Raw genomic sequence first — 20,876 nt, forward strand, 5'->3', positions numbered from 1 at the left:
CCTTGACGACCGCGTCGGTCGGCTCCTTCACGGCCGGGTCGGGCGCCTGCGCGACGCGGACGTCCCGCCTGCCGTGCCAGGTGACGGCTTTCACGATTGTCTCCTTCGCATAAGCGCTGCTCAGCCCTGGTGCGCTACACGGACGAGAAGGGCTAAACGTGACCGGCGCGGGTAGGGCAGGCGGCGAGCGGCGGTTTCGCCGTGAAGAGGGGGACAGATGCGCGTCGTCGTCATAGGAGCCACCGGCAACGTCGGCACGAGCGTGATCACTGCGCTCGCGGCCGACCCCGCCGTCACCTCTATTCTCGGCCTGGCCCGGCGCCTGCCCGGCCTGCAGGCGGACAAGACCACCTGGCGGGCCGTCGATGTGCGCGGCGATGATCTGCGCCAGCATCTCGACGGCGCCGACGCTGTTGTGCACCTCGCGTGGTTGTTCCAGCCGACGCGCGATCGCGTCGCCACGTGGAAGGCCAACACCCTTGGCAGCCTGCGGGTCTTCGAGGCGGTCGCCGCCTGCGGGGTGCCCGCGCTCGTGTACGCCTCCTCCGTCGGCGCGTACTCGCCCGGCCCCAAGGACCGGCGGGTGGGCGAGGACTGGCCGACCCACGGCTGGCCCGCCGCCGCGTACGGTCAGGAGAAGGCCTACGTCGAGCGCGCGCTCGACGTCTTCGAGCGCGACCATCCGGGCATCCGCGTGGTACGGCTGCGCCCCGGCTTCGTCTTCAAACGCGAGGCCGCGACCGAGCAACGCCGCCTGTTCGCCGGCCCCTTCCTACCGAACGCCCTGATCCGGCGCGGCCTGATCCCCATGGTGCCCGACCATCCGCTGCTGCGGCTCCAGGCCGTGCACGCCGCCGACGTCGGTCACGCCTACCGCCTCGCGCTCACCCGGCAGGTGACCGGCGCCTTCAACATCGCCGCCGACCCGGTGATCGAGCCGCGTACGCTGGCCGACCTCCTGGACGCCAAGGTGGTACGCGTACCGGCGGCGCTTCTGCGCGGCGCGTTGGCCGCCGCCTGGCGGATGCGCCTGGCTCCCGCCGCACCCGACCTCCTCGACATGGTCTTCCGGGTGCCTCTCATGGACACCACCCGCGCCCGCACCGAACTCGGCTGGACCCCGGAACACACCGCCGTCGACGCCGTCCGGGAACTCCTCGAAGGCATCAGGACCGGCGCCGACGCCGACACCCCGCCGCTGGCGGCCGAGACCAGTGGCCCGGCCAGGACACACGAGTTCAGCACCGGCATCGGCAAGCGCCCATGACCTTCTGTTTTGTCCGCCGCCTCGGGGGCAAGCGGCAGAGATGACAACCTCACGCTCAGGCATGCGCCGACGCGGTGAACGATCTCGCGCGCGGCATTGGTAGCGCCGCAGTTGCCGGGCGCGCACAGCAGGGCTCGACGTGCTGGTAACAGCACTGCCACACGCCCCAAACCAGGGTCCGCCACGACCGCGCTCTGCCGGTCGGCCAGGTCCCGCGCGGCGTGGGTGATCTGCTCGATCAGCGACCGCCCGTCCGGCGCTTCCTGCGGTGGCTCAGGCGGCGGGGTGAAGTACTCGGCGGGGAAGCTTCTCCAAGTTGATCGCGCCACACAGGTCCGCTGTGGTCGGTGTACCAGTGGTCGTTAACCGGTGCGGTGGAGTTGTGTGTGCAGCCAGGGGATCCATTGGCCGGGGCCGGCTGGTAGGTCGGTGTGTTGGGTGATGGTGCCGTCGGGGTGAGGACGACTTGTGGTGCGGACCGGTCCGATGAGGACCAGTTCGGGGCCGTCGAAGTGGCCGAGGTACTTGTTGCCGGTCTCGTCGTAGCCGCCGAGGTTGGTGAAGAAGTGTGAGCGATAGGCGTCAGTCTCGGGGATGTAGTCGTAGAACTCGTAGCCGATGTCTTGCACGAGGTGGCCGTCGAGGTGGAAGGTGCGTGACCAGTGGTGCACGAGGAAGAACCCGCCGGGGAGCCAGCGGAAGGTCGCGGTGCCGCGCAGCTCGGCGCCGGTCTCGCCGGTTGAGTCGAACTGGCCGGTGAGCGACCAGGTGCCGACCAGGAAGTCGAGTCGGCGCAGCGCTGGGTCTGGTCGCGGTGGGGTGAACTCATCGCCGGCGTGCACGGTCTCAGTGTGGACCCGCGGGTGTCTGGCTGGTATCCGTGGCGACCACGTGCTCGTCACGTGGTAGACACCTACCGGGGTGGTGGCATGATCGTGAGGATGTGGCGGTGAAGGTGTCTGTGCCGGTGTCAGCGCGTGAGAGTGAGGTGCTCGCGGCGCTTGGTGCGGGGTTGTCCAATGCTCAGATCGCCCGCCGGATGCAGATCTCGGTGCGCACGGTCGAGGGCCATGTGTCGTCGTTGCTGCGTAAGTACGGGGTTGCCGACCGGCAAGCGCTCGCCGCACGGGCCGGCGGTGTGGGTGCGGTGACCTTGCCCGGCGACATACCCGGGTTGCCGCGCTCGCGGACCAGCTTCGTCGGGCGTCGGGCCGAGGTCGAGGCGGTGCGGGCGGCGCTGGCGCGGGGTCGGTTGGTGACGCTGGTCGGGCCGGGTGGGGTCGGCAAGACCCGGCTCGCGGAGGTGGTCACGACCGCGGTGGCGGCAGAGTACCGGTATGGCGCGGCGTTCGTGGATCTGGTGCCGGTGCGCGACGGCCGGCTGGGGCATGCGGTGGCGGCGGTGTTGGAGGTGGCCGAGCACGCGGACGGGCAGGAGGCGGTCCTGGCCCGGTTGCGTCGTGGCCCGTCGGTGCTGGTGCTGGACAACTGTGAGCACCTACCCGACGCGGTCGCCGAGTTCGTCGAGCGAGTCCTGGCTGCGAGCCCGGCGACGATCCTCGCGACCAGCCGGGAGCGGCTCGGGCTGTCCGGTGAGTTGGTTCACCCGGTCGCGCCGCTGCCGTTGGGCTCGGACGCTGAGGAGTTGTTCCGCGACCGCGCGGAGCTGGCGCACCAGGCTGGGATGTGCGACGCCGCGACCGTTGCCGACCTGTGTGCGCGGCTGGACGGCCTGCCGCTCGCGATCGAGTTGGCCGCGGCGCGCAGCGCGTCGCTCGGCGCTACCGGGCTGTTGACCGGGTTGGGTGACTATCTGCGGCTCTTGGCTGGTGGGCGCGGTTCGGTGGTGCGGCACCGGTCGCTGCGCGGGGTGATCGGGTGGAGCCATGACCTGCTCACCGAGGACGAACGGGCGGTGTTTCGTCGGCTGTCGGTGTTCGTCGGCGACTTCGACCTGCCGGCGGTGGCCGCGGTCGTCGGGGTGGGCGCGGCCGAGGCCGCCGACGTGCTGGGGCGGCTGGTCGACAAGAGCTTGGTCCAGCACCGGGACGGCAGTTGGCGACTGCTGGACACGATCCGGGCGTTCGCCGCCGAGCGACTCGCGGACGAACCCGAGCACGCCGAGGTGCGGCGGCGGTACCTGCGCTGGGCAGCCGACCTGGCCACTGACCTGGCCGTCGCTCTCGCGGGGCGGGCCGGTGCGGCCGGGCACGGCGAGTTCGACGCGGTGGCGGGCGATCTTCGGGCCGCGCTGACCGGCCACGAGCAGCCCGACGCCGAGGCTCACCGGCTCGCTCGCACCCTCGGCCGGCTGACGTTCGCGCGCGGGTACCTGTGGCAGGCGCCCGATTGGTACGCCCAAGCCGCCCGGTGCGCGCCGGATGCGAGCGAGGCGGCTCGGGATCTGGCCAGCGCGGCGGACTGCGCGCAGGTCGGCAACGACGCCGATCGAGCGTTCGAGCTGCGGCTGGCCGCCGCCGACCGGGCGCGGGAGGCGGGCGCGGGCAACGCGCGCGCCATCGCGCTGGCGCAGGCCGTCGAGCTGACCGGCCGGTTCCCGATGGCCTTTCGCGACGAGATCCCGTTCGAGCGGCGCCGCGCGTTGCTCGCCGAGGCGACCGCGGCCGGGGATCCGGACGATCCGGCCGTCGCCGCCCGGCTCGCCTGCGCGGCGGTGTGGACCGCCCACCCGGACACCCTGCGGCCCGAGGCCGGGCTGGCCGCGGCTGCCGTCGCGGCCGCTCACGCGACCGGTGACCCGGTGCTGATCAGCGCAAGCCTGGACGCGGTGCGCGTGGCCGCGATCAACGACGGTCGCGTCGCGGAGTGGCACCGGATCGCCGCCGAGCGGCTCGAGCTGCTCGCCCCGCTCGACCCGCACCACCCGGAACACGCGGTCGAGATCAGCGACGCGCGTGGGCTGTCCTCGCTGACCGTGGTGGCCGCCGCCGACCTGCCGGCCGCCAGGTCGACCGCGCGGCTGATCTCTGACGCCGAGCTGTCCGGCGACAGCGTGTACCTGGCGGCCAGCAAGGCCGTTCCGGTGCTCGTCCTGTCCGGCGACCTCGACGACGCGGTGCAGCTCGCCGAGGACATGTGGGCGGGCTGGCAACGCGCCGGCCGACCCCGGGCGTTCTTCGTCTGGCTCACGATGCCGTTCGCCGTGCTGGCGCATGGCCTGCGCGGTGACCGGGAGCGCGTCGCGCAGTGGCGGGCCCGGGCCGCGGCGATGGGTGACCCGGCGAGCATGGGCTGGCCGGAGCTGGACCCGCTGATCACCTTGGTGGACGCCCGGCTCGCGCTGCGGCTCGGTGACCTCGACCAGGCCACCGAGTTGGCCCAGCGCGCCCGGCGACAGCCGGCCAGCTCCTGGTACCGGGTGCTCGCCCGCGCCGCCACCGTCGAGCTCGCGGTGGTCGCCGGCGCGCCGTCGGCCGAGGCCGATCTCGCCGCCGCACAGGCCGACAGCGCCGGCAACGACTGGGCCACCGCCACCCTGCTGCGGGCCGCCGGCCGGCTCCGGGGCGACGCCGACGCACTCGCCAGGTCAGCCGGACTGTGGCAACGGATGGGTGCCCGGTTCGAGCACGAGGTCACGGTAGAGCTGCTCGCCGGGTCGAAGCTGTCGTAGGTGGTGCTCGCGTGCCGGGCACGTGGTCACCACGCATGTGGGGGTCGCCCCACGACGGCGACGCTGTGCTGCATGGCCGACCAAGCCACAATGCCTGGTCGGGTTCTCGACAGCGAAGGAGACAACGCGATGGGCAAGGTCACCACTGGCGCCACGATATCGCTCGACGGCTACATCGCCGGACCCGGAGAAAGCGGGTTCGACCTGCTGTTCCAGTGGTACGGCAACGGCGAGGTCGAGATTCCGCCGCGGCTCCGCATCTCCGCGGCCAGCGCCGCGCTGGTCAAGCCCGAATGGGACGACACCGGCGCGCTGATCGTCGGCCGGCACCTCTTCGACATGACCAACGCCTGGGGCGGGCGCCACCCGATGGACGTGACCACAGTGGTGCTCACCCACCAGCGCCCCGACGACCGTCCGGACGACGATGACAACTTCGTCTTCGTCACCGACGGCATCGAGGCGGCGGTGGCCAAGGCCAAGGAATTGGCCGGCGACAAGAACGTCGCCGTCAACGGTGGACAAATGGCCCGGCAGTGCCTGGAGGCCGGTCTGCTCGACGAGGTCGGCGTCGAGTTGGTACCGGTCGTGCTGGGCGGCGGTAAGACGCTGTTCGGCGAGCTCGGCACCGCACCGGTGCAGTTCGACGGGCCCATCGCGGTCGTCGAAGGCACCGGCGTCACCCACCTGCGGTACCGGGTCAAGAAATAGGGACCCCGACAGCGGCCTCGCCCGCATCGGTGTTGCGCACCAGTGCTCCGTACCCGGACCACACTCCGGTGGGCTGTGGCGCGGCGCTCATCTCGTCTGGCTCACCGAGGTGTCCTTGCGGCTGCCCGCGGAGAACGCCCAGCCGACGACCCGATCGCCACCTGATTTCAGGAGAGTCCCGACATGCGACGTGATGAGATCCTTGCCTGGGTAAGGGCCGAACGACTCGGCCTGCGGGGTATGCGGCTGGGCGCCGCCGACTGCGACTGGTCCGCCGGCGAGGGGCCGGGCTGGGCGTCGAGCGGCTTGGGGGTGTGCGGTGACCGAGCATGCTGAACGGCTCGCCCGGTTGGCCCAGGGCTGGGACGAGGCCGCCGACGGGTACGAGGCATATTACGTTCCCCGCTTCGCCCCCTGGGTGGCCACCGCGGTGCGGGCTCTCACCCACGGGCCACTGCCCGAAGGGCCGGTCCTGGTCCCGTGCTGTGGGACCTTCCCGGAGCTGGACGCGCTGAGCGAGCACCTGCCCGGGCGCGAGACTGTCGGCATCGACCTGTCCGCCGGCATGGTCCGCCGGGCCCGCGAGCGCGCCGCCCGCCATCGGCAGGCGGCTGTCGTCCAGGGCGACGCCTCAACCCTCGACCCGCGGTGGTCGGGCACATGCGCGGCCGTGGTGTCGGTGTTCGGGCTTCAGCAGTTGCCCGAACCCGACCTCGCCATCCGATCGTGGGCCGCCGCGCTGTGCCCTGGCGGACGCCTGTCTGTCGTCTTCTGGCCCGACATCACCGAGGTCGACGGGCCGTTCGCGCTCCTTGCCGACGTCCTGCGAGCACGTGTGCCCGCCGGGGACAGCTCCTGGGAACGCCGGCTCCTGCCGGCGTCGAGCGCGCAAGGCCTCGTGATCGAGCGAGATGAGCATCTGTCCTACCCCATGTCCCACCCGGACGCGACGACGTTCTTCGACGCCCACACCCGATCCGGGCCGCTCCGGGCGCTCGCCGTGGCCCGCGGCGAGGCCTTCGTCAACCAACTGCGCGAGGAATTCCTCCGTCGCGCCCCGGCCGGTGAATGGCACCACCAACCGCGTGCCCGCCACATCGTCGCCCGCCGCTGATCGACAACCCGCCACGGCCCCGCGTAACCCACTCCGCGAGCTGTCGGCCCAGTTCGAGTGCGGTCGGTGCGCTTGAGAGCTGGGCCGTGGGGGAGGGTGGTGTCAGCGGGCGCCTTCCAGGGCCGTCTTGACGAACCACGTGATCGAGGGTGACCGGCTGTCGGCCGGCCAGAGGGCCAGGGTCCGGTACGGCGCCGCGTCGCGCACCGGGCGGTAGGTCACCTCGGGGCGCACGTTCCTGGCGGCCAGCGAAGCCGGCACCAGCGCGACGGCCTGGCCCAGGGCGATCACCTCCAGCAACTGGGCGGTGTCCCGCACGACAGGGCCGCCAGCCGGGAGATCCGCGACGATGTTCACGAAGCTCATGACCCTCGCCGCCGCGATCATCTGCTGGCCACGCCTCGTCCGATAGACCCTTTGTTAGGACCTCTAAGCCTCAGTCAACGGGGGTATCAAGCCAGGAGCCGTTGAGCATGAGGGTACGGCCGCTGAACTCTGCCAAAGAATTCCATGCGAGTATCCGCTTGGGGACGAGGCGGATGTACAAGAACATGTCCGGGGCATTGCGTGGGTCTGTCGATACCTTTGCGTACGTCTCGGCTGAGGCGACGTCGATGTTGGGCACGTCGAGCAGGATCGTGTAGGCATCGATCAGGACGACGTCGGCGGTGTCCCCGGTCGCCAGCCGCGCCGTTGGCCTCGCCCGCAGGTTTGAGACCGTGCGGCTGCGGCGGAAGGTCGCGGTAGTCAAGGTCGAGCCGTTCCAGACGTAGGCGACCGGGATCAGGTGTGCCCCGTGACCGTCGCTCCCAGTGGCCAGCCACATTTGGAATCCGCTGCCCAGGCGGTCAAGGGTGTCGGCTCGTCGCTGTGGGAGGTCACGTGCTGGCGGCAGGGTTGCCGAGGACATGGCTACTCCTTCATGAAGGCTCATATCCAGAAGACGAACGGGCGAGGGACAGATCCGACACTGCCCATGAACTGTGCGGTGCCGGGCTCGTCCTGCCCTCCGATGGGAGTAGCGCGCACGGACAACTTGGCTCCTCGCTCGGTTTCGCGCCACCAGCAGTAACAGTGGGCGAGCAGCACGATCTCGCTGAACGCCTATCTGCTGGGCCACGCCCATGCCGTGCTCGATGTGCTGCTGAGGGATTCAAGAACACGGTCGTCGTCCATGGCGCCGGGCTCGGGATCGACGTGGAGATCGTCACACGTAGCCCCGCCGACCAGGGGTTCATCCCCCAGCCCAAACGGTGGATCGTCGAGCAGACCTACGGCACCTTGATGCTGCACCGGTGCCTGGTCCGCGACTATGAGCACCTGCCGGCCAGCTCCGAATCGCGGGTGTATTGGGCGATGACCGATGTGATGTCCCGCCGGTTGACCCGCGCTCCCGCCCCGTCATCGCGCACGACATGAGCGGGCCAGAGGGGCGGGAGCCGGACCCCGGCACGCGGCTGCTGCACAAGATCGATGCACGCGAACAGGCCGTGACCTGCCAGGTCGAACAGACCCAGGCCGAGATCGACACCTTGATCACGCGGCTACGCGAGCTCGAAGAAGCAGCCGAGCACTTACGGATCACCCGCAAGACCCTGCTCTCTCTCGCCGACGAACCCGAAGCCGAACGCCTCACCGGCTCCAGCGCTCCCCGACCACCCCGCCTACCGGCAGATCCTGGGCATCTTCACCGACCTCGGCCACGCTCTACGGGCCCGCGACCTGTGCCAGGCACTGGACCTGCCCATCATCCCGAAGAACACCGAGAAGATCCGCGCCAAGCTCAAACGCCTGGTCAGCCAGGGCATCCTCGTCGAGACCGAACCCGGATTGTTCGCTCAGCCGCACCCATAGCCCCGACCGCGACGCTCCCGACCAGCCCGCCCTACCCAGCCAAGCGGTGAATGGGACGTCGACTGGCGCAACGCCTACTTAGAGGTGGTTCCGCTCGTGGATGCGGGGTGGACTCTCAAGTATGAATCTGCACTGGAAGTCCATTCTCGGTGCCGCGGCTGTGGTCGCGGCCGTCGTGACCATTCCCGCGACAGGAGCCCAGGCCGCCGGCTGCGGCGTCAACGGCAAGGGCGTGCTGTGGTGCGGCAATGAGGGCAACGCTCCGCTGTATGACAAGCCATCCACTTCCACCCCGGTCGGCTACGTCGTCGACAACCTGTGGACCACGAACAGCTGGTTCACCTGCTGGTCGGAAGGCCAGTACCACAAGGGCGGCAACACCACCTGGTACAAGACCCAGGGCGACAGGAAGGGCAAGTGGGGCTGGGTGCCCGCCGGCTACGTGTTCACTTCCGACGGCTTCGACGCCAACCCCAGCAGGCACGGCCTGCCCAAGTGCCAGTACGACTGGGACTAGAAAGGGTCGTGGCCCTCATCGACGTACGCATGCCGTTCCGTCAACGAAGAAGGGGATCTGGGCCACAGTGCCTGTGCAGCTCCGGTCAGGCCGTAGATGTCGTAGGGCGGGGAATCGGCGGGGGCGCCTGCGGATGCGAGGCAGTGACGCACGCCCCGGGCCTCGGAACCGATGGCGTAGGCCGGGGTGGCGCTGTGTGGGGCGGTTAGGGTCGCTGCGATGAGCAGGGCGGCCGCTGCCGCCTGTGGTACTCCCATGAGGTTCGTCTCCTCGATGCCGGAAGGACATTCCCGCGTCAGACGGGGTGGCGGGTGAGGGTGGGACTGGATGACGGTTCGACAGCGGTTGACCCACATGCCTGGACGGTAGACCGCGTCCGCGGGGCGGCAAGTCTTCAGGCCAGGCTGCTCAGGGCGCGGACCAGTTCACCTCGTTCTTCCGGTTCACGGTGACGAGCTGGCCGGTCTCGGTGAACCTCGCCGCCGTCACGTCGTCTCGTTGCCCGCTGACCTTGCCGTTCCGGTCAAGCAGTTCCAAGCGGCCGTGGCTCACCACGGCGATCGTCGCGCTGGTGGGGTCGGCGGTGACTCCTGCCTCGGCTTGGAGGTCACGGGACCAGGTCTGCCGCCCGAGCGCGTCGACTCCCCGGACCGAGGTGTGCGGTTTCCCTCGGCCATCCATCCAGCGGGAGATCAGCGCGCCGCCGTTCTTTCCGGCGACGCATTCACCCACCTGAGGAAGGTCGCTACGCAGGGGGATCGGCCCTGACTCGCTTAGTACGGCGCCTTTTCCTCCGGTCAGGAATGCGGGGCCGCCTTGTGCGCCCATACAGCCGCCCCAGTAACCGTTGGCGGGCCACCTGCTGTCCGCCGCACGCCAGCCTCCGGCGTCGCGGGTGAGGCGGAGCATGGTCGCGCCCGCCAGTTCGGGATCGGCGAAAAGCAGCAATGCCACCGACCGCTCGGGGTTTTCCACCCAGACCGCGTCTTCGGCGCTGGCGATCGGGTGCTTCTTGATGGAGCCGTCGGTACGGGAAACGACCAGCCGGTCACCCTTTCCGGAGTTCTCCACGATCACCGCATCGGAATCCGAACGAAGGCTGACCACCCGTTGACGGTCCGCCGCTGAGACCGAGACGTTCTCCACCTTCCCGCCGACGCGGGAGAACGGCGCCACGTAACTGCCGCGGGCGCCGGAGAAAACCGCGTCCGGGCACTGGACGGCACAGCGGACTTCGACGCCGGTACGCGATTCCGTCCACAGGCGGCGCCCGTCACGGGCGTACCCGGAAAACACCTCGGTGTTCGGGTCGTAAAGGAGGACCCCTGTGCTGGAGACGGCGAGAACGACCGGGGGGAGCGTGGGGGCCGTTTCCGGTCCGTTCGCCGAGCAGGCGGTGGCCATGATCATGAGCATGGCCACCACCGGCCGGCGCGACAGCCGAACTGCGCGATTCAACAATTCGGCCCGCCTAGACCCGACTGGTCTGCCCGTCGCAGTAAGGGTCGACGGCGCTCGCTTTGTGGAACTGCATGCCGAAGCCGAGGTACATCTTGTTGCTCAGCGAGGTACGACCGCTCACGGCCTTTTCCCCGAACCCCTTCTTCACGGTGAGGCTGTAGCCATTGGTGATGTCCGGGTCCGGCGCGTTGTTCTTGTCGACGTACACGCGGAAGTCGAGGTAGTTCGTGTTGCCGGCGTTTCCGCCGACGTGCCACGAGACCTTGGTGACCACGTGCTGCGTCGAGTCGTTGTAGTAGTGCACCCCGATGCCGAGCCGGTAGCCGTCGTCCGAGCAGCTGCTGCTGAGGTACTTGGGCGCGGCCGCCACGGCCGGGTGCGCGGCGACCATGATCCCGGCGGCGGCCACGGGGATCACGGCCATGGCGGCGAACCGCCTAAAGGTGCTTCGCATCTGCGAGTGTTCCCTCTCTCACGGTGAGTAGATCGGGACGGACTCTAGGGAAGCTCGGTATGTTCCGGGTATGGCGCTGGCCGCCGTCCTTGGCGTCAGATGATGGCTCAGAATCGGTAGTGGAGGATGCGGGCGCCCTGCCGGGACAGGCCGTCACTCAGAGCGGTCAGCCGGGTGATCGCGCGGAGCGGCTGGGGGAAGGAATCGACCTCGGGCACCCTGGTCAGGAAGATCTCTTCTACCAGCCGGAGGCCCGCGTTCCAGCGCTCGGGCTCTCTGGGGTCGTCGAAGCCTTCGCCGCCGCTGATGCCGAGCGTCTTCATGGCCGGGTGGAAGCGCATGGACCAGCCGGCGAACCGGGTGTACCCGTTCAGGACCAGCGCGCCGGACGCGAGGTGACTGGTGAGCCGGCGGGTGAGTCGCTGGAAGGTGTCGCCGGGCATGAAGGGCAGCACCCCTTCGGCCACGATCATCGCCGGGCGTTCAGACGGGATCTCATCCAGCCAGCCCTCTGTGGTGAGGTCCGCGGGGATGGGGTGCCCTCCCGGAAGCAGTCCGGTACGCAGGTCGATGACCTTGGCGTAGTCGACGTCGTACCAATCCACGCTGGGTGGAGGGCTACAGCGCAGCATGCGGGTGTCCAGGCCGCAGCCCAGGTCGAGGACGATGCCGTCGGGATGCTCCTTGCAGAACGCCCTTACCGTGTCGTCGATCTTCTTGCCGCGCAGCGCCGTTCCCGACACGACGCTGGGGGACGCCTTGAATCGTGTGAAGTCGTAGTCCAGCCGCTGGACCAGATCGCCGGACGCCTTGTCCTTGAGGATCGAGTTCGGCAGCCTGCTGTCACAGGCGCGGGCGTAAAGCGTGAGGTAGAGCGACTCCTGGATCGGATTCAGGACGGGGGCCATCAGCGCCTCATCTTCGCGATCGATTCGGCCGTCGGGACGGGGGTGGCGGTCGCGAGGGGGGTCTGGCGCAGGTACCGGTCGAACCACTCCACGGCGAGGGCCATCGCCTCCTCCAGGCCCGGCCCGGTGTACATGCCGAGTACGTCGTAGGGCAGGATCTCCAGCCGCTTGGGCTCGCCGGCCTTGTCGTACGCGCTCTGTGCCTCCTCCAGCGCGTGGTACGGGTCGTGGCCGCCGTTCGCGATCATCAGGAGCGGGGTCGGGGCGAGCCGGTGGATGAGGTCTTCCGGGGCGAAGGTGAGCAGGTGTTCGGCCGAGTCGAGGGTCTTCTCGTTGCGGTAGGTGGGGAAGATCTGCTCGGACATGTCCGGAGCGTCCTGGACGTTGTCGTGCTCGAGCGTCAGGTGCGGCACTCGGGCGCTTTCTCCGGTCTCGTATCTGCGCTGCCAGTCCGCGTCCAGCTGATCGCGTACGGCACGCACGCCCTCGCGGCCGAGGAGCCTTTCCATGGAGCGCCAGCCGTTCCAGATGCTGGGGCTCTGCACGACCACGGCGCCCACGCGGCGGTCGAGGGTCGCGGCCTGGGCGGCGACGGAGCCGCCGATGCTGACGCCCCACACCCCGATGCGTTCCGGCTGGACCTCCGGCCTGGTCTGGAGGTAGGAGATCGCGCTGCGGAAGTCCTCCACCTGCCGCTCGGGGTAGTCCTGCCCGCGCGGTTCGCCCTCGCTTGAGCCGACGGTGCGGTAGTCGATGGCGATTACGACGAACCCGGCGTCGACGAAGTAGGGCGCGAAGAACCCGAGCGCCTCCTTGACCATGACACCGCTGTGCCCGAGCACCAGCGCGGGAGCGGGGGTGGTGGCGGGGAGGTAGAGATCGCCGGCGCAACGGGTGCCGAGGCTGTTGAAGGTCACGTGTTCCGGCTGGAGAGCCATCAGTTCCGTCCTCCTATTTGCTAGCTGTTTCAGTTGTGCCTGAAATAACTATACATGGCAGGTATGGCTGTCGCCGAGGGGGTGGGCGGTGGCATTCCGGTTCCGGGGGCTATCTGGTGGTCCTGGATGCCGCAGATCTGTCGGCTGAGCCTGGGGCGCGGGTGTATCTGCCGGGTTGGGTGTGCCCCGTCTGAGAGGATTTGGGGAATCCGTGGCGGCCCGAAGGAGCAAGGTGAACGTTTTAACGCTTGGCCCCGAGGGACAGGAACGGGTCGTGCTCTTCGCCGCCGGTGCCGGTGGTGACCCCGAGCGTTACCGCCCGCTGCTGGAACATCTGGCCGATCACGGCTGCCAGGTCATCGCACCCCGATTTGAACGATTCAACGGCCGCGACGCGACCGCCGCGGAGTTGCTCGCCCGCCCGCGCGGGCTGAAGGACGCGCTCGACCGGTGGGCTTCTCCGGGGGCCTCCGTCGTGGCGGTGGGGCACTCGATCGGCGGGTGGGCCGCGCTCTGCCTCGCCGGTGCGACACCCTGGGGTGTGGACGGCCGGCCACTGGACGTGCCGCGCGAACCGCGGGTGGCACGGCTGGCCCTGTACGCGCCGGCCGCCGGATGGTTCGCCGCGCCGGGCGCACTGGACGCGGTGACCGCGCCCATGCTGGTGTACGCGGGCGAACTCGACACGGTCACGCCCGTCGAGCAGGCCATCCTGCTGAAGGGCGCGCCGGGCCCGGTCGACGTCCGCATCGTCCCCAAGGCGGGGCATTTCAGCTTCATGAACACGCCTCCGCCGGGGATGGCCGAGGACGACGCCTTTGACCGTGACCGGTTCCTCGCCGAGCTCGCACAGGCCACCCTGGAGTTCGCCACCGCCGCGCCGGACCCGCCGCGCTGAACGACGGCGAGCTCCATCGCGCCGACTGGTCAGGCGCTCGACCACCTCGGCGTCCAGCTCGACGAGCCCGGCCCCCCCGCCGAGCGCGTCGGACGCGCCCGCACCCCACTGTCTGGAGAAGTCGCGGCTGCGCGGGTATCGCCGTATGCGAAGTGGCCGGGTAAGGGTGATCTGGGTTTGGGGTGGTGGTGCGTCAGAGGTCGTGTCAGGGCGGCGGCGGTCCGGTATCAGGGTGGTCGGTGATCGTGGCTGCCATGAGCGATTCAGCGATAGCGGCCTCGGGGCCGTACAAGGCGCACAAGGACAAGATCGCGCACGACGGCGGCGGCCGGCGCCGTCGGCGGGTCTTCTCGCGGGTGGCGGTGACGGCGCTGGCGGCCGCGCTGCTGGCCGGGGTGGCCACCACGGGGACGGCCGTCGCGGACGACAACGACCTGCCGAAGGTCGCGGCCGGGCAGGATCGCCCGGAGCTGCAGAAGGCGATGCAGGCGCTGGTCGACGCCGGTTTCCTCGGCGTGCAGGTGCGGGTGAACGATCAAAACGGCGAGTGGGTCGGGAGCGCCGGGGTGCGCAAGCTGGGCAGCGCCGAGAAGCCGCCGACGAACGGGTCGTTCTGGACGGGCAGCGTCGTCAAGCCCTTCACCGCGACCATGGTCCTGCAGCTCGTGGCCGAGAAGAAGATCGGGCTGGACGCCTCGGTGGCCGACTACCTGCCCAAGCTCGGGCTGGACCCGCGGATCACCGTGCGGATGATCCTCCAGCACACCAGCGGCCTGTTCAACTACACCGGCGAGTACTTCCCCGACGGGACGATCAAGCCGGGAATCCCCGCCACCGGCAAGGAGTGGGTGGAAAATCGTTTCAAGAGCTACAAGCCCGAGGAGCTGGTACGGCTGGCGCTGTCCAAGGAGCCGAGGTTCGAGCCGGGCCAGGACGAGTGGAGCTACTCCAACACCAACTACACCGTGGCCCAGCTGCTGATCGAGAAGGTCACCGGCCACTCGTTCATGACCGAGATGCGGCGGCGGATCCTGCGGCCGCTCGACATGCGGCACACCATGGTGGGCGGCGACCGGACGCGGCTTCCCGGGCCGCACGCCCGCGGCTACTACCGCTACCCGGACACCGACGGGCAGTGGAAGGTGGCCGACGTCACTCGTCAGAACGTTTCACTGCTCGCCGGCGCCGGTGACCTGATCTCCACCACCGAGGACCTTCACAGGTTCTCCTCCGCGCTGCTGGGCGGCAGGCTCCTGCCGCCGAAGCTGATGGCCGAGATGCGCAAGCCGCACCCGAAGAGCGCCGGAATCTTCGGCAGCTACGGCCTCGGGCTGTACGTGCAGGACGCGGGCCCGAACTGCGGCGGCCCCGTCTACAACCACAACGGCAGCGCACCCGGCGGCTACAGCGCGCTGATGATCAGCTCGTCCGACGGCAAGAGGACGCTGACCGCCTCCATCAACTGGGGAGACGCCGCCATCGACCCGGCCCAGGTACCGACGACGCTGAACAACCTCGTCAAGGTGGCGTTCTGCGGCGGCCAGTCCGCGAGCTGACCAGACACCAAGCCCCACCTTCCGCCGGAAGTCGCTTACAGTTCCTCCGGGCGCGCAGGAGCCAGGGCGGCAAGGTGGGCACGTCGTTGACCGGCGCAAAATGTCGACGAGCCCAGCCTGCGGCCGAGATCCCTTGACGCCGCCTGATCGGGTGTCGGGTCGGCCGTTCCGGGAGTGCCGCGCTCGTGGGTGGCGGGGCTCAGGGACGGTCCGCCTCGTCGAGGGCGTCGACGAAGCGGGTGAGCAGCCGGGCGAAGGTCCGCTGGTCGTCGGCCGTCCAGTCGTCCATGGCGGCGGCGAAGCGCGCGGCGCGATGATCTCGTACGGCCCGCAGCACCGCCAGCCCCTCCTCGGTGAGGATGAGCGGCGAGCGCCGCCCGTCTCGCTGATCGGCGGAGCGCGTCAGCAGGTCCGCCGCGACGGCCTCGGCCCCCAGTTTGCTGGCCCGGGGCTGGTCGACGCCGAGCCGGTGGGCGAGCGTGCCCACGGTCGTTCCGTGGGGATGGTCGGGTTCAACGGCGTCGAGGACCCCGGCGAGCCGGTCGGGAACGGCGCCGGAGGAGAGCGCCCGCCGGGTCTGCCGCCGCCGGACCCGGACCATGGCCCGCTCCACCTGGCGCACCTCGTCATTGACCGTCATGCCTCAAAGGTACATGCTCATAGACATGAATATGTCAATGGACATGCGTAAACGGCCTATCGGTTACTGGGCCAAGCGGCTCGATGTGGCGATCGACGAGGCGGTCGACCGTGCTCTCGCCCGGCTGGGTGCCGACCGCCGTCAGTGGCAGATCCTCACCACCTTGCTCGACGGGCCCGCTGATCTCCTTGGTGCCCTATCTCCCTTCGGCGGGGTGCGCGAGGCTCTGACGGTGCTGTCCGCCCGGGGGTTGGTGGCCGAGCAGGGGGAACGGGTCGTGCTCACGGCCGAGGGGCGGAGGGTTCAGGCGAGTCTGGCGGAGGCGGTGGGGGAAGTGAGGGGCGTCGTCGGGCGCGGTGTCTCGGCGGAGGAGTACGCGGCGACGGTGGACGTGCTGGCGCGCATGGTGCACAACCTCGACCTTCTGACGTGCGGTGAAGTCGGCCCGAAGTCCGGATGAAGACGTCGCGAGGTTCGCTTGCGGCTCCAGCAACCCGCAAGAAGGAGCCAGCATGCGAAAGCTTTTCAAGCTCGCCACCGTGGCCATCGGGGTCGGCGTCCTCGCGCTCACCGGAACCTCGGCGGCCGCCGAAGTCCCGGCACGGGAGAAGGCCGCCGCGCTCGCCTGCGGCGGGAACGTTTTCCTCGACGGCATCCGGGCTCTCACGATCAGCGAGAACGGCCACGACGAGGTGTACATCACGAGCAATGGCGGGAAGATCTGGCCGTCCGGGCGCTATGTGTCGATGGCCGCGGGGCAGCGGGTCGAGGTCGACAAGTGTGTCCCCTTCAACGCGGTGATCCGTCTCATCGAGGTGGACGACACCGACCCCAACGACCAGCTCGGCCAGGTGACCCTGCAGGGGGACGTGACCAAGGACTACCGGCTCTGCTGTGGTGGCGGGGCCGAGTACCGGCTGGGGGCCGTCAAGTAGGCCGCAGGTCCGGAACGAAGCGGCCCGGCGCCAGGTAGTCCGTGGGGGCCGGGGCGAAGGAGCTCCGCCGTCAGGTAGTCCGTGGGCCTGGAACGAGGCAGCCCGGCGTCAGGTAGTCCGTGGGGGCCGGGGCGAAGGAGCTCCGCCGTCAAGCAATCCGCCTTTCCGGGCCCTCCTCCGGCTGGAGGAGAGCCCGGAACGAGGCAGCCTCGCCGTCAGGCAGGCCGCTGGCCTGGAACCAGGCAGTCTCGCCGTCAAGGAGGCCGCTGGCCTGGAACGAGGCAGCCTCGCCGTCAGGCAGGCCGCTGGCCTGGAACCAGGCAGTCTCGCCGTCAAGGAGGCCGCTGGCCTGGAACAAGGCAGCCTCGCTGTCAAGTAGCTCGTGGGCCCGGAACGTAACAGCCCCGCCGTCCTGGAGGACGGCGGGGTGCCGCGACCTACCTACCGGTCGGCAGCGTGGTCGCTGTGAGAAGACCTATCAAGAAGGACCCCCTCATCACCTCTACGAGGAAGCAGACGGACGTTGGAGGTGAGGAGGCGGGTCATTGTGTTCCAAGGCCGGAATCCCCGGCCGGCCTTACTTCTGAGCGCCGCGCGTTGTCGAGAGGCCGGCCCTACTTCTTGGCGCAGAGTGCGGTGTCGATCGCGGCGTTGACCTTTTCGCCGCCTGCCTCCGACGTGGGTAGCGCGGTCACGGTGACCGAGGCCGACCGGCCGTCCTCGGTGATGCCGTTGCGGGTCTCGTACCCCGGGATGTCGCCGCCGTGACCCCACGCGTACCCGCCGCAACTCAGCTTGATCTTCATCAGGCCCAGCCCGTACGACCACCCGGCAGGCAGACCGGGCGCCGCCACGGTCTTCTTCATCTCGTCCAACTGGGCGGGCTTGAGGAGTTTGCCGCCCAGCAGAGCGCCCAGGAAGCGGTTGACGTCGCGTGGGGTGCTGACGAGGTTGCCCGCCGTCCATCCCCACGAGGGGTCCATCCGGGTGAACTTCACCAGCTTCTTGTCCGGTTTAGCGTGATACCCCTCGGGGTGGACACCTCGGATCGTCTGCTCGCCGACACCGGGCCAGTACGTGTCGCGGAGCCCGAGCGGCTTGAGGATCCGGTTGGCGACCTCCTCACCCATCGGGCGGCCCGCCACCTTCTGCGCCAGCAGGCCGAGCAGGACGTAGCCGGTGTTGTTGTATCTCCACCCCTTGCCGGGCGCGAACGCCGGCTTGTTCGCCAGGGCCCGGTCAAGCAGTTGCCTGGGCTCGAAGTAGGTGTGCCGGATGTCGAAGAGCGACGGGAAGCCGGTGTACTCCGGCAGCCCCGCGGTGTGCTGCAGCAACTGCCGGGTCGTGATCTCACGGCCGCCCCGGACCAGGCCGGGCAGGTACTTCTCGATCGGCGCGTCCAGGTCGATCTTCCCCTCACCCGCCAGTTGCAGCACCACCACGGCGGCGAAGGTCTTGGTATGGCTGCCGATCCGGACCTTGCCGTTCACCGGGACCTTCTCCCGCGTCTCCAGATCGCCCACCCCGGCGGTGTAGTCGCGGACGCGGCCGTCGCGCCCCCGCACCGCCGCCACGACGCCGGGAAACTCGCCGGTGCGGACCAGCTCGTTCAGACTCGCCTGTACGGCGTCGCCGGAACGGCTCGTCGAGGCGGCGGCGACGCCCGGGGACACGCCCACACCGAGCGCAACGGCGCCCACAGCGGCCAGGGCCAGCAGGCCACGAAAACGATTCATCAGGGTGCTCCCCGCTTGGTTGCGTGATTGTGCGACGCCACCAAGCCTGTCGGCGGGAGCGGTCCCGGACGATCCCGCCCACTGCCCTCATGAGGTAGAGCCTGCTGGTCAGAGCGCCGTCAAGGTGCCAGGCTCTGCAGCCCGGTCACCCGCAGCAGGTCGAGCGCGGCGGCCTCGGCCGTTCCCGGCTCGGTGGAGTACACGAGGACGGTCTGGTTCGTGTCCGGCAGCAGCAGGGTGTCGCAATCGAGCGCGATCGGGCCGAGTTCGGGGTGATTGATGGTTTTGGTCGCGGCCCGCCAGGGAGACGAGCGGCCTTCCCGCCAGAGCTCTTCGAAGCGGGGGCTGCGGCGGCGGAGTTCCGCGATCATCTGGGCGAGGTCGGGGTCGCCGGGGTAGCGGGCCTGCGCGGCGCGCAGGGTGCCCACCGAGGCCCGTGCGGCCGCGTCGTCCTCGTCCGGGCCCTACGGCGGCGATGCACCGGCTGCTGCCGAGAAATCGCTGCCAGATGAGGTTGCGTTGCCGGCGCGGCCAGGCGGACATGTCTCCTTGGAGCGCGGCGGCGAGGGGGTTCCAGGCCAGCACGTCGCCCTTGGCCGAAAGCACCAGCACGGGCAGATCGGCCATGCGGTCCAGCAAGCGGAGCACGCTCGGCCGTACGACGGTGGAGACGTGCCCGGACTGTGGTGGTTCGTGGCCGGCGAGCCGGAACACCATGTCGCGGTCGTCATCGTTCAGGCGCAGGGCCTGGGCCAGCGCGGACAGAACCTGACCGGAGGGCCGTGGGCCGCGCCCCTGCTCCAGGCGGACGATGTAGTCGACGCTCATGCCGGCGAGCATCGCCACCTCCTCCCGGCGCAGGCCGGGCACCTGTCGGCGCGTACCGGACGGCAGCCCCACGTCCTGCGGCCGCACGCGGCCCCTGGCGGTGCGGAGGACGTCGGCGAGTTCGGCGCGGTTCATGCTTCGATCCTGGCGTACGGCTACCGCCCGCGGAGTGGTACCCCTGGTCCCACGCCCCAAGGGCTCCCACCCCCCGGTCCCGCGCCTCAGGCTCCGGTCTGCGGAGTGGTACCCCCGGTCCCATGGCTCGGCGGTCCTGGTGGGAGTGGGTGGGAGCCTCCACGATCGGGTCCATGACAGACACGGCGAAGACGGTGGCGCTGGTCACCGGAGCGAACAAGGGGCTGGGCCGGGAGACCGTGCGCCGGTTGGCGGGGGCGGGGTGGCGGGTCTTCCTGGCCGCCCGTGATCACGAGCGCGGCACGCGGGCCGCCGGCGAACTGGCGGGGGAGGGGCTCGACGTCGAGTTCGTCCAGCTCGACGTGACGTCGGACGACTCGGTGGCGGCGGCGCTGAAGGAGGTCGCCGGGCGCGTGGGTCACCTGGACGTGCTGATCAACAACGCCGGTGTCGGCGGGCCGAGGCTGGATCCGCCAGAAATGGGGGCCGACCTGCTGCGTACCCTGTACGAGGTCAATGTCTTCGGCCCGGTGCGGGTCACGCACGCGTTCATCCCGTTGCTGCGGGAGTCGGCGCGGCCCCGGATCGTCATGGTGTCCAGCGGCCTCGCCTCGCTCACGAACGCGAGCGACACCACCCGCCCCGAGTCGGCCTTCCTCGCGATGGACTACGCGTCGTCCAAGTCGGCGCTCAACATGATCATGTCCCAGTACGCCAGAGGCCTGCCCGGTTTCAAGGTCAACGCCGCCGACCCGGGCTTCCCCGCCACCGACATGAACCACCACACCGGCGTCCACACGGTCACCGAGGCATCGGACGTTATCATCCGCCTGGCTAGCCTGGACGAGGACGGCCCCACCGGCGGCTTCTTCACCGACGCCGGCCCGATTCCCTGGTAAGGAGACAGATGCCGAGAATTCTGACGATCGGGCTGCACCCCAGCGCCATCGATTTCACGAAATATCCGCACCTCGATGAGCAAACCCTCACCGAGCGGATCGCCCAGGGCGAGGCCGCTCTCCGGGCGGCAGGCCTGGACACGGTGTCGTGCCTGGTAGGCGCCGACCCGGACGAGGCGGAGAAGACCGTACGAGAAGCGCTGGACGGCGACTCGTTCGGCGTGGTCATGATCGGCGCCGGTGTACGCATGGCCCCCGAGCACACGATCCTGTTCGAACGCCTGACCAACGTGCTCGTCACCATGACACCCGGGATCCGCTTCTGCTTCAACACCTCGCCGGAGACGACCATCGACGCGATCCGCCGCTGGACCTGAGCCCGCGATAGCCTCCG

General features: G+C 69.7%; 22 protein-coding genes and 1 pseudogene. 12 read left to right on the top strand and 11 right to left on the bottom strand.

What is annotated here, in order from left to right; translation table 11 throughout:
- Nucleotides 1-217: 217 nt before the first annotated feature.
- Nucleotides 218-1,267 (top strand): NAD-dependent epimerase/dehydratase family protein, encoded by a 1,050-nt coding sequence (locus HNR40_RS52570; protein WP_184976327.1) that lies wholly within the window; start codon nt 218-220, stop codon nt 1,265-1,267.
- Nucleotides 1,268-1,629: 362 nt separating this feature from the next.
- Here HNR40_RS52570 and HNR40_RS52575 read toward each other — a convergent pair whose 3' ends face one another.
- Nucleotides 1,630-2,109, bottom strand: coding sequence for a DUF1579 domain-containing protein (locus HNR40_RS52575; protein ID WP_184976329.1), 480 nt, complete (start codon nt 2,107-2,109; stop codon nt 1,630-1,632).
- 125 nt (nt 2,110-2,234) lie between these two features.
- Between HNR40_RS52575 and HNR40_RS52580 the strand changes: the two genes are divergently transcribed.
- The 3 genes from HNR40_RS52580 (at nt 2,235) to HNR40_RS52590 (ending at nt 6,723) form a co-directional block, all read left to right on the top strand.
- The gene (locus tag HNR40_RS52580) at nt 2,235-4,898 is read left to right on the top strand and encodes an ATP-binding protein (protein ID WP_184976331.1); all 2,664 of its coding nucleotides are present in this window, start codon (nt 2,235-2,237) and stop codon (nt 4,896-4,898) included.
- Nucleotides 4,899-5,027: 129 nt separating this feature from the next.
- A complete protein-coding gene (locus tag HNR40_RS52585) occupies nt 5,028-5,609 on the top strand; it encodes a dihydrofolate reductase family protein (RefSeq protein WP_184976333.1) in 582 nt (193 codons plus the stop codon).
- 319 nt (nt 5,610-5,928) lie between these two features.
- Nucleotides 5,929-6,723 (top strand): class I SAM-dependent methyltransferase, encoded by a 795-nt coding sequence (locus tag HNR40_RS52590; RefSeq protein ID WP_184976335.1) that lies wholly within the window; start codon nt 5,929-5,931, stop codon nt 6,721-6,723.
- Between the two features lie 102 nt (nt 6,724-6,825).
- Here HNR40_RS52590 and HNR40_RS52595 read toward each other — a convergent pair whose 3' ends face one another.
- Together HNR40_RS52595 and HNR40_RS52600 are read right to left on the bottom strand one after the other, a co-directional pair.
- On the bottom strand, nt 6,826-7,089 hold the full coding sequence (locus HNR40_RS52595) for a LysR substrate-binding domain-containing protein (RefSeq protein WP_221341911.1): 264 nt from the start codon (nt 7,087-7,089) through the stop codon (nt 6,826-6,828).
- Between the two features lie 70 nt (nt 7,090-7,159).
- Complete coding sequence (locus HNR40_RS52600) at nt 7,160-7,633, bottom strand: hypothetical protein (protein ID WP_221341912.1); 474 nt, start codon at nt 7,631-7,633, stop codon at nt 7,160-7,162.
- Between the two features lie 287 nt (nt 7,634-7,920).
- On the opposite strand from HNR40_RS52600, the gene HNR40_RS52605 reads away from it, so the two are divergent.
- The gene (locus HNR40_RS52605; protein WP_221341913.1) at nt 7,921-8,142 is read left to right on the top strand and encodes a transposase; all 222 of its coding nucleotides are present in this window, start codon (nt 7,921-7,923) and stop codon (nt 8,140-8,142) included.
- 556 nt (nt 8,143-8,698) lie between these two features.
- Nucleotides 8,699-9,094, top strand: coding sequence for a hypothetical protein (locus HNR40_RS52610; protein ID WP_184976337.1), 396 nt, complete (start codon nt 8,699-8,701; stop codon nt 9,092-9,094).
- A gap of 408 nt (nt 9,095-9,502) precedes the next feature.
- On the opposite strand, the gene HNR40_RS52615 is transcribed toward HNR40_RS52610, so the two are convergent.
- From HNR40_RS52615 to HNR40_RS52630, 4 genes are all read right to left on the bottom strand, one after another.
- Nucleotides 9,503-10,510 carry a hypothetical protein gene (locus HNR40_RS52615; RefSeq protein WP_184976339.1) on the bottom strand — a complete coding sequence of 336 codons (1,008 nt, stop codon included), beginning with the start codon at nt 10,508-10,510 and terminating at the stop codon, nt 9,503-9,505.
- A 55-nt stretch (nt 10,511-10,565) separates the two neighbouring features.
- Nucleotides 10,566-11,009 carry a hypothetical protein gene (locus tag HNR40_RS52620; RefSeq protein ID WP_184976341.1) on the bottom strand — a complete coding sequence of 148 codons (444 nt, stop codon included), beginning with the start codon at nt 11,007-11,009 and terminating at the stop codon, nt 10,566-10,568.
- Nucleotides 11,010-11,116: 107 nt separating this feature from the next.
- Nucleotides 11,117-11,917: a class I SAM-dependent methyltransferase gene (locus HNR40_RS52625; protein WP_184976343.1), complete on the bottom strand. Its 801-nt coding sequence runs from the start codon at nt 11,915-11,917 to the stop codon at nt 11,117-11,119.
- Nucleotides 11,917-12,855 (bottom strand): alpha/beta hydrolase, encoded by a 939-nt coding sequence (locus tag HNR40_RS52630; RefSeq protein WP_184976344.1) that lies wholly within the window; start codon nt 12,853-12,855, stop codon nt 11,917-11,919. The genes HNR40_RS52625 and HNR40_RS52630 overlap by 1 nt, the downstream gene beginning before the upstream one ends.
- Nucleotides 12,856-13,087: 232 nt before the next feature.
- Here HNR40_RS52630 and HNR40_RS52635 point away from each other — a divergent pair, with 232 nt between their 5' ends.
- Both HNR40_RS52635 and HNR40_RS52640 read left to right on the top strand, forming a co-directional pair.
- Nucleotides 13,088-13,753, top strand: a complete 666-nt coding sequence (locus HNR40_RS52635; protein ID WP_184976346.1) for an alpha/beta hydrolase family protein — start codon at nt 13,088-13,090, stop codon at nt 13,751-13,753.
- A gap of 254 nt (nt 13,754-14,007) precedes the next feature.
- Complete coding sequence (locus HNR40_RS52640) at nt 14,008-15,309, top strand: serine hydrolase domain-containing protein (RefSeq protein WP_184976348.1); 1,302 nt, start codon at nt 14,008-14,010, stop codon at nt 15,307-15,309.
- Nucleotides 15,310-15,508: 199 nt separating this feature from the next.
- On the opposite strand, the gene HNR40_RS52645 is transcribed toward HNR40_RS52640, so the two are convergent.
- Complete coding sequence (locus HNR40_RS52645) at nt 15,509-15,949, bottom strand: MarR family winged helix-turn-helix transcriptional regulator (protein WP_184976349.1); 441 nt, start codon at nt 15,947-15,949, stop codon at nt 15,509-15,511.
- A gap of 37 nt (nt 15,950-15,986) precedes the next feature.
- On the opposite strand from HNR40_RS52645, the gene HNR40_RS52650 reads away from it, so the two are divergent.
- Together HNR40_RS52650 and HNR40_RS52655 are read left to right on the top strand one after the other, a co-directional pair.
- Nucleotides 15,987-16,409 (top strand): winged helix DNA-binding protein, encoded by a 423-nt coding sequence (locus tag HNR40_RS52650; RefSeq protein ID WP_184976351.1) that lies wholly within the window; start codon nt 15,987-15,989, stop codon nt 16,407-16,409.
- Between the two features lie 52 nt (nt 16,410-16,461).
- Nucleotides 16,462-16,884: a hypothetical protein gene (locus HNR40_RS52655; RefSeq protein WP_184976353.1), complete on the top strand. Its 423-nt coding sequence runs from the start codon at nt 16,462-16,464 to the stop codon at nt 16,882-16,884.
- A 614-nt stretch (nt 16,885-17,498) separates the two neighbouring features.
- On the opposite strand, the gene HNR40_RS52660 is transcribed toward HNR40_RS52655, so the two are convergent.
- The 3 genes and pseudogenes from HNR40_RS52660 to HNR40_RS57000 all read right to left on the bottom strand — a co-directional run.
- Nucleotides 17,499-18,620, bottom strand: a complete 1,122-nt coding sequence (locus HNR40_RS52660) for a serine hydrolase domain-containing protein (RefSeq protein WP_184976355.1) — start codon at nt 18,618-18,620, stop codon at nt 17,499-17,501.
- Between the two features lie 119 nt (nt 18,621-18,739).
- Nucleotides 18,740-19,048 carry an MmyB family transcriptional regulator gene (locus tag HNR40_RS56995; RefSeq protein WP_312896875.1) on the bottom strand — a complete coding sequence of 103 codons (309 nt, stop codon included), beginning with the start codon at nt 19,046-19,048 and terminating at the stop codon, nt 18,740-18,742.
- Between the two features lie 124 nt (nt 19,049-19,172).
- Nucleotides 19,173-19,583: pseudogene (locus HNR40_RS57000) on the bottom strand (helix-turn-helix domain-containing protein); the annotation flags it as partial.
- 173 nt (nt 19,584-19,756) lie between these two features.
- Here HNR40_RS57000 and HNR40_RS52670 point away from each other — a divergent pair.
- Both HNR40_RS52670 and HNR40_RS52675 read left to right on the top strand, forming a co-directional pair.
- On the top strand, nt 19,757-20,482 hold the full coding sequence (locus HNR40_RS52670) for an SDR family oxidoreductase (protein ID WP_184976357.1): 726 nt from the start codon (nt 19,757-19,759) through the stop codon (nt 20,480-20,482).
- 8 nt (nt 20,483-20,490) lie between these two features.
- Nucleotides 20,491-20,859 (top strand): hypothetical protein, encoded by a 369-nt coding sequence (locus HNR40_RS52675; protein ID WP_184976359.1) that lies wholly within the window; start codon nt 20,491-20,493, stop codon nt 20,857-20,859.
- Nucleotides 20,860-20,876 lie beyond the last annotated feature (17 nt).

Origin of the sequence: Nonomuraea endophytica (assembly GCF_014203235.1) — a bacterium.
Lineage (GTDB): Bacteria > Actinomycetota > Actinomycetes > Streptosporangiales > Streptosporangiaceae > Nonomuraea > Nonomuraea endophytica.

What these genes read in the sequence shown, in the direction of transcription:
- HNR40_RS52570 (WP_184976327.1), top strand. Translation starts at nt 218, where the DNA reads ATGCGCGTCGTCGTCATAGGAGCCACCGGCAACGTCGGCACGAGCGTG.
- HNR40_RS52585 (WP_184976333.1), top strand. Translation starts at nt 5,028, where the DNA reads ATGGGCAAGGTCACCACTGGCGCCACGATATCGCTCGACGGCTACATC.
- HNR40_RS52595 (WP_221341911.1), bottom strand. Translation starts at nt 7,089, where the DNA reads ATGAGCTTCGTGAACATCGTCGCGGATCTCCCGGCTGGCGGCCCTGTC.
- HNR40_RS52600 (WP_221341912.1), bottom strand. Translation starts at nt 7,633, where the DNA reads ATGTCCTCGGCAACCCTGCCGCCAGCACGTGACCTCCCACAGCGACGA.
- HNR40_RS52610 (WP_184976337.1), top strand. Translation starts at nt 8,699, where the DNA reads ATGAATCTGCACTGGAAGTCCATTCTCGGTGCCGCGGCTGTGGTCGCG.
- HNR40_RS52615 (WP_184976339.1), bottom strand. Translation starts at nt 10,510, where the DNA reads ATGCTCATGATCATGGCCACCGCCTGCTCGGCGAACGGACCGGAAACG.
- HNR40_RS52620 (WP_184976341.1), bottom strand. Translation starts at nt 11,009, where the DNA reads ATGCGAAGCACCTTTAGGCGGTTCGCCGCCATGGCCGTGATCCCCGTG.
- HNR40_RS52625 (WP_184976343.1), bottom strand. Translation starts at nt 11,917, where the DNA reads ATGGCCCCCGTCCTGAATCCGATCCAGGAGTCGCTCTACCTCACGCTT.
- HNR40_RS52630 (WP_184976344.1), bottom strand. Translation starts at nt 12,855, where the DNA reads ATGGCTCTCCAGCCGGAACACGTGACCTTCAACAGCCTCGGCACCCGT.
- HNR40_RS52640 (WP_184976348.1), top strand. Translation starts at nt 14,008, where the DNA reads ATGAGCGATTCAGCGATAGCGGCCTCGGGGCCGTACAAGGCGCACAAG.
- HNR40_RS52645 (WP_184976349.1), bottom strand. Translation starts at nt 15,949, where the DNA reads ATGACGGTCAATGACGAGGTGCGCCAGGTGGAGCGGGCCATGGTCCGG.
- HNR40_RS52650 (WP_184976351.1), top strand. Translation starts at nt 15,987, where the DNA reads ATGGACATGCGTAAACGGCCTATCGGTTACTGGGCCAAGCGGCTCGAT.
- HNR40_RS52655 (WP_184976353.1), top strand. Translation starts at nt 16,462, where the DNA reads ATGCGAAAGCTTTTCAAGCTCGCCACCGTGGCCATCGGGGTCGGCGTC.
- HNR40_RS52660 (WP_184976355.1), bottom strand. Translation starts at nt 18,620, where the DNA reads ATGAATCGTTTTCGTGGCCTGCTGGCCCTGGCCGCTGTGGGCGCCGTT.
- HNR40_RS52670 (WP_184976357.1), top strand. Translation starts at nt 19,757, where the DNA reads ATGACAGACACGGCGAAGACGGTGGCGCTGGTCACCGGAGCGAACAAG.
- HNR40_RS52675 (WP_184976359.1), top strand. Translation starts at nt 20,491, where the DNA reads ATGCCGAGAATTCTGACGATCGGGCTGCACCCCAGCGCCATCGATTTC.